Origin of the sequence: Nocardiopsis salina YIM 90010, from assembly GCF_000341025.1 — a bacterium.
GTDB classification, from domain to species: Bacteria; Actinomycetota; Actinomycetes; order Streptosporangiales; family Streptosporangiaceae; genus Nocardiopsis; species Nocardiopsis salina.
Genome location: NZ_ANBF01000020.1, coordinates 1 through 6653 on the forward strand (window position 1 = coordinate 1; position 6653 = coordinate 6653).

Consider the following 6653-nt stretch of genomic DNA (forward strand, 5'->3'; position numbering starts at 1 on the left):
GCACGGTCGGTACCTCCGTCGAGAGCGAGGACGGCACCGGTTCCGGTGAGTTCGAGGAGTCCATCTTCCCGGGCAACGACGCGGCCTTCGTCGCGGCCACCGACAACTGGGACGCGACCAACCTGGTCAACACCTACGACGGAGACAACCAGACCGTCGGCGGTTCCGACGAGGCCCCGATCGGTTCGGCCATCTGCCGCTCCGGGTCCACCACCGGCTGGGAGTGCGGCACCATCGAGGCCCGCGGCGAGTCCGTGAGCTATCCCGAGGGCACGGTCGAGGACATGACCCGCACCGACGCCTGCGCCGAGCCCGGTGACTCCGGCGGTTCCTTCATCGCCGGCGACCAGGCCCAGGGCATGACCTCGGGCGGTTCCGGCAGCTGCTCCGGTGGCGGCACGACCTACTACCAGGAGGTCGCCCCGGTCCTGGACACCTGGGGCCTGGACCTGGTGACCAGCTAGGACGTCTCTGGCGCCCGACATGCACCGCGCCCCCGTCCGCACCTGCGGGCGGGGGCGCTCCTTGTGCTCCGGGCCGGAGCGGAGCGTGACCTGCGACCGCCGGCCCCGCCCCACACCGCAGGTCCCTCTCTCAGAACCGAGGCCCGGCGAGTGCGACCTCGGCACGCGCAACCTCCAGGAGGGTGTCGTGGGCCGGTGCACCGAGGACACCGTCACCGACATGGCGCGCACGGCCGTGCGCGCCGAACGCGGCGACTCCGGCGGTTCCTACAGCTGCGGTGGGCAGCAGCCCCGGGGCGTGCCCCCGGTGGTCCGGGCAGCGTGCCTCCGGAGACACGGCCCACAACCAGGAGGCCGCCCCGGTGCCGAGCTCATGGAAACCGACGCACCTGGCTCGGGAGATGACCGGTTCTCACCCGCCTGTCGCAAGAAGGAGCCCACGCCCGTGCCCTCTCGGCGCGGACGGGGGCTCGGGCCGTGGTCTCAGCCCCGGCCGGTGAGCACCGACACCAGTTCAGCAGCGGTCTCGGCCTCGTCCAGCAGCCCGCCGACGTGCTCACGGGTGCCGCGCAGGGGGTCGAGCGTGGGGACCCTCTGCAGGGAGTCGTGACCTGGCAGGTCGAAGATGACCGAGTCCCAGGAGGCCGCCGTCACCGAGTCGGCGTACTTGGCCAGGCAACGGCCCCGGAAGTAGGCGCGGGTGTCCTCGGGCGGCTGGGTGATGGCCCGGGTCACCTCGCTCTCCTCCAGCAGGCGGCGCATGCGCCCGCGGTCCACGAGTCGGTTGTAGATGCCCTTGTCCTGGCGCACGTCGGAGTACTGCAGGTCGACCAGCTGCATACGGGGGTGAGACCACTCCACCTGGTCGCGACTTCGATAACCCTCCAGAACCTTGAGCTTGGCAACCCAGTCGAGTTCGTCGGCCAGGTCCATGGGGTCCCGGCCGAGAGCGGCCAGTACCCGTTCCCACTGGTCGAGCACGTCAGCGGTGTCGGCGTCCACTTCGGTGCCGTAGCGGTCCTCGACGTACTTGCGGGCCTGCTCCAGATAGGTCCACTGGATCTCCAGCGCCGTCATACGCCGACCGTCGCGCAGCCGCACCAGGTGGGTGAGGCTCGGGTCGTGGGAGACCTGGCGCAGGTCCTGGACGGAGGTATCCAGGGTCAGGTCGTGGGAGAGGAACCCGTCCTCGATCATCGACAGCACCAGCGCCGTGGTGCCGAGCTTGAGGTAGGTGGAGGTCTCGCTCAGGTTGGCGTCACCGATGATCACGTGCAGGCGCCGGTAGCGGTCGGGGTCGGCGTGGGGTTCGTCCCGCGTGTTGATGATGGGACGCTTCAGGGTGGTCTCCAGCCCGACCTCCACCTCGAAGAAATCCGCGCGCTGGGAGAGCTGGAATCCGGTACCCGACCCGTCGGCGCCCAGGCCCACCTTGCCGCCCCCGCACACGACCTGGCGGGAGACGAAGAACGGGATCAGGTGGCGGACGATGTCGCCGAAGGGGGTGGCCCGGTCCATGAGGTAGTTCTCGTGGCAACCGTAGGACGCGCCCTTGTTGTCGGTGTTGTTCTTGTACAACTGGATGGGATCGATGCCGGGGGTCGCAGCCGCCCGGGCCGCGGCGTCGGCCATGACCCGCTCGCCGGCCTTGTCCCAGAGCACGGCGTCGCGGGGGTTGGTCACCTCCGGCGCCGAGTACTCGGGGTGGGCGTGGTCGACGTACAGCCGGGCGCCGTTGGTGAGGATGACGTTGGCCAGGCCCAGGTCCTCGTCGGTGAGCTGGGTGGGGTCGGCCACTTCCCGCGCCAGGTCGAAACCGCGCGCGTCGCGCAGCGGATTCTCCTCCTCGAAGTCCCAGCGGGCCCGCCGCGCCCGAGCGGCCGAGGCGGCCAGATAAGCGTTGACCACCTGTGTCGAGGTGACCATCGCATTCGCCCCGGGATTGCCTGGCACGGAAATGCCGTACTCGGTCTCGATACCCATGATCCGCCGCACACTCATGGTGAGAGGTTATCCGCCCAGAGCCGGTCTTGAACGCTTCGGCAGTAATTGTGGCCCAAGTGCCGCCTTCTCGGGCGTTTCGTTCACGGTCCCGGACACGCCGAAGGGCCGGCCCGATCCGGACCGGCCCCGACGGACACCCGGCTGTTACAGGTACTGCCCGGTGTTGGCGACAGTGTCGATACTCCGACCGGAATCGGCGCCCTTCTTTCCGGTGACGAGAGTACGGATGTAGACGATGCGCTCGCCCTTCTTGCCCGAGATACGCGCCCAGTCGTCCGGGTTGGTGGTGTTGGGCAGGTCCTCGTTCTCGCTGAACTCGTCGACGCAGGCCTGGAGCAGGTGGGAGACGCGCAGGCCCCTGACCTGGTTGTCGATGTAGTCCTTGATGGCCATCTTCTTCGCGCGGTCGACGATGTTCTCGATCATCGCGCCGGAGTTGAAGTCCTTGAAGTACAGGACCTCCTTGTCACCGTTGGCGTAGGTGACCTCCAGGAAACGGTTCTCCTCGTCCTCGGTGTACATGCGCTCGACCGCCCGCTGGATCATGGCGTCGACGGTGGCCCGGCGCGATTCGCCGTGCTCGGCCAGGTCCTCGTCGTGCAGCGGGAGTTCGGGGGTGATGTACTTGGCGAAGATGTCTCGCGCGGCTTCGGCGTCGGGACGCTCGATCTTGATCTTGACGTCGAGGCGGCCCGGGCGAAGGATCGCGGGGTCGATCATGTCCTCGCGGTTGGAGGCGCCGATGACGATGACGTTCTCCAGCCCTTCCACACCGTCGATCTCGCTGAGCAGCTGCGGCACGATCGTGTTCTCCACGTCGGAGGACACACCCGAGCCGCGGGTACGGAAGATGGAGTCCATCTCGTCGAAGAAGACGATGACGGGTGTGCCCTCGCCCGCCTTCTCACGGGCACGTTGGAAGACCAGGCGGATGTGGCGCTCGGTCTCGCCGACGTACTTGTTGAGCAGCTCCGGCCCCTTGATGTTGAGGAAGAAGCTCTTGCCCACGTCGCGGCCGGTGCGATCGGAGACCTGCTTGGCCAGGGAATTGGCGACCGCCTTGGCGATGAGCGTCTTCCCGCAGCCGGGAGGCCCGTAGAGCAGCACGCCCTTGGGCGGTCGCAGCTGGTGCTCGTAGAAGAGCTCCTTGTGCAGGTAGGGGAGTTCAACCGCGTCGCGGATCATCTCGATCTGCCCGGCGAGCCCACCGATGTCGGTGTAGGCGATGTCGGGGACCTCTTCGAGGATGAGCTCCTCGACCTCGGACTTGGGGATGCGTTCGTACGCGTATCCCGAACGCGACTCCAGCAGCAGGGAGTCGCCCGCGCGCAGGGGTTCCTCGCGCAAGGGCTCGGCGAGGCGGACGATGCGCTCGTCGTCGTGGTTGGAGATGACCAGGGCGCGTTCGCCGTCCTCGAGGAGCTCCTTGAGCATGACGACGTCGCCGACGGTCTCGAAGGACTCGGCCTCCACGATGTTGAAGGCCTCGTTGAGCATGACCTCCTGGCCGGGCCGCAGGGTCTCGACGTCGACCGAGGGGCTGACGTTGACCCGCATCTTGCGGCCGTTGGTGAAGATCTCGACGGTGTCGTCCTCGCGGGACCCGAGGTAGACACCGAAGCCCGACGGGGGTTGGGCGAGGCGGTCGACCTCCTCCTTCAGAGCGACGATCTGTTCACGCGCCTCCTTGAGAGTGGAGACGAGTCGCTCGTTCTGGCTGTTGGTCGCGGTGAGGTTGGTCTGTGCCTCCCTCAGCCGTTCTTCCAGCAGGCGTACATGTCGGGGGGAATCGGCGAGCTTACGCCGAAGCACGCTGAGTTCCTTTTCCATGTAGGAGACCTGGGCCGTGAGGTCGGCGACTTCACGGTCCTGGTCGCTCTGGCGCTCGTCGTCGCGCTCGGCCACGTCCGCCACCTCCCTATGAGAAGGACGACTACTCGGGAGCCTACCTACCCCTGCCCCTTTCCTAACCTCCCAGCGCTCGCGAGTGTCGTAGCCCTCATTTTCAGGCCTTGCTCCGGCGCAGGTCAGGGTGGTAAAGGATCACCCAACGTCATGAGAACGTAACCTCCGGGCCTGCCCGCGGACACCGCGGCGCCAAGCCCGGATGCCCGATTCCGCACGTCGGAGCGCCCGTCGGCGCCCCCGCGCACACGAACGGCCCCGGACACGATCGGTGCGTGCCCGGGGCCGTGGACGATGTGGCCCTGGGGGCCTCCGGGGCAGGAGGGACCAGTGGGCGAAACAGTGACCCGCCGGTGATACCAGCATGCGGACACTCTCCGCTACTGTCCGGTAACGGCCACGGTGTCTCAGGCGCGTTCGGCACCGTCCTCGGGCCCGTCGGCGGCGGGCTTCTCGGGGGACGCCGGCTCGGCGGCGGGCTTCTCGGCGGCACGCTCGGCCGCCTTCGCCTTCTCGTAGTCCTTGCCGTAGGCACCCTTGGCCGGACGGCGGCGCCGGTCGGGCGCCTGGGCTCCGTCGGCCAGGCGGCGGGCGACCACGAGGAAACCGGTGTGGCCGATCATCCGGTGGTCCGGGCGCACGGCCAGGCCCTCCACGTGCCAGGTGCGCAGCATGGTCTCCCACGAACGCGGCTCGTAGAACCGGTCGTCCTCGCGCATCTCCTCGACGATGCGGGAGAGCTGGGTCGTGGTGGCCACGTAGCAGCACAGCAGGCCACCGGGGCGCAGGGCGCGGGCGACGGGGTCGAGGTTCTCCCAGGGGGCGAGCATGTCGAGGAAGACCCGGTCGACGTCGGTGTCGTCCAGGGCCTCGCCCAGGTCGCCCACGGTCAGCTTCCAGGCCGGGTGCGGACCGCCGTGGAAGCGTTCGACGTTCTTGCGGGCGATCTCGGCGAAGTCGGCACGGCGCTCGTAGGAGGAGACCATGCCGTGCTCTCCGACGGCGCGCAGCAGCCAGTTGGACATCGCGCCCGAGCCCGCGCCTGCCTCGACGACGCGCGCGCCCGGGTGGATGTCGGCCTCGACCAGGATCTGGGCCGCGTCCTTGGGGTAGACGATGGTCGCCCCGCGTTTCATGGACAGCGTGTAGTCGATGAGCAGCGGGCGCAATGCGACGTAGGCGGTCCCGGTACCGGAGTGCACGACGCTGCCCTCGGGCTCGCCGATGAGGTCGTCATGGGCGATTCGGCCCTTGTGCGAGTGGAAGGCGCCACCCTCACGCAGTGTGATGGTGTGCATCCGACCCTTCGGGTCGGTCAACTGCACGGTGTCGCCGTCGGTGAAAGGGCCGCGGCGGCCATGGATACCGGTCAACGTCGCTCTCGTCTTCCCGCGTCGCGTGTGGTCAAGGGCGATCGCCCAGAGTATCGGCACGGCGGTACCGCACCGACCACGGCGGCGGCGTGCGGGGAACGCGCAGGCGGGTGTACGAAGGGGACCGTACCGGGACAGGATCGTCGCCGACGGGGCGGCGGGCACCGTACGCGGACGAGGCACACGGGAGACGACGGACCCATGGCAGAGCGCAGGACCGGGTTGGGCATCGACATCGGCGGCAGCGGGATCAAGGGCGCGCCGGTCGACCTGGGAACCGGGGAGTTCCTCACCGAGCGCGTCAAGATCGCCACCCCCGAGCGCTCCACACCCCAAGCGGTGGCCGAGGTGATCGGAGAGATCGCCGGCCGCTTCCCCGGGACCGCGGGGACCCCGGTGGGCATCACCTTCCCTGGTGTGGTCCAGCAGGGAGTGGTGCACACTGCGGCCAACGTGGACCACACCTGGGTCGGCACCGATGCGGTGTCCCTGTTCTCCGATGTGCTGGAACGGCCGGTACGCGTGCTCAACGACGCCGATGCCGCAGCTCTGGCCGAGGCGCACTACGGGGCCGCGAGCACCACGTCCGGGCTCGTTCTGCTGACGACCCTGGGCACCGGGATCGGCACGGCGTTGGTCGTGCACGGACACCTGGTGCCCAACACCGAGTTCGGCCACCTGGAGGTCGACGGCCACGACGCCGAGACCCGGGCCTCCTCGGAGGCCAAGAAGCGCGACGGGCTGAGTTACCACGCCTGGGCCGTCGAGCGCCTGCAGCGGTACTACCGCGTGGTGGAGGATCTGGTGTGGCCCGACCTGATCGTGGTCGGCGGCGGGGTCAGCCGCAAGGCGCACAAGTTCCTGCCGCACCTGGACCTGCGCACGCCGATCGTGCCGGCGGAACTGC

General features: G+C 68.7%; 5 protein-coding genes. 2 read left to right on the forward strand and 3 right to left on the reverse strand.

What is annotated here, in order from left to right; genetic code table 11:
* A partial coding sequence (locus D474_RS0102105; protein ID WP_017611946.1) for a S1 family peptidase occupies positions 1 to 464 on the forward strand: 464 nt, incomplete at its 5' end.
* Positions 465 to 947: 483 nt separating this feature from the next.
* Here the strand turns inward: D474_RS0102105 and dop are convergent.
* The 3 genes from dop to D474_RS0102125 form a co-directional block, all read right to left on the reverse strand.
* Positions 948 to 2465, reverse strand: a complete 1518-nt coding sequence (gene dop / locus D474_RS0102115) for a depupylase/deamidase Dop (protein ID WP_338045264.1) — start codon at positions 2463 to 2465, stop codon at positions 948 to 950.
* 147 nt (positions 2466 to 2612) lie between these two features.
* Entirely contained in the window at positions 2613 to 4382 is a 1770-nt protein-coding gene (arc, locus tag D474_RS0102120; protein ID WP_193373960.1) for a proteasome ATPase, read from the reverse strand.
* Positions 4383 to 4780: 398 nt separating this feature from the next.
* Positions 4781 to 5746 carry a tRNA (adenine-N1)-methyltransferase gene (locus D474_RS0102125; protein ID WP_017611950.1) on the reverse strand — a complete coding sequence of 322 codons (966 nt, stop codon included), beginning with the start codon at positions 5744 to 5746 and terminating at the stop codon, positions 4781 to 4783.
* A 201-nt stretch (positions 5747 to 5947) separates the two neighbouring features.
* Between D474_RS0102125 and ppgK the strand changes: the two genes are divergently transcribed.
* On the forward strand, positions 5948 to 6653 hold a 706-nt coding region (gene ppgK / locus D474_RS0102130; protein WP_017611951.1), incomplete at its 3' end, for a polyphosphate--glucose phosphotransferase.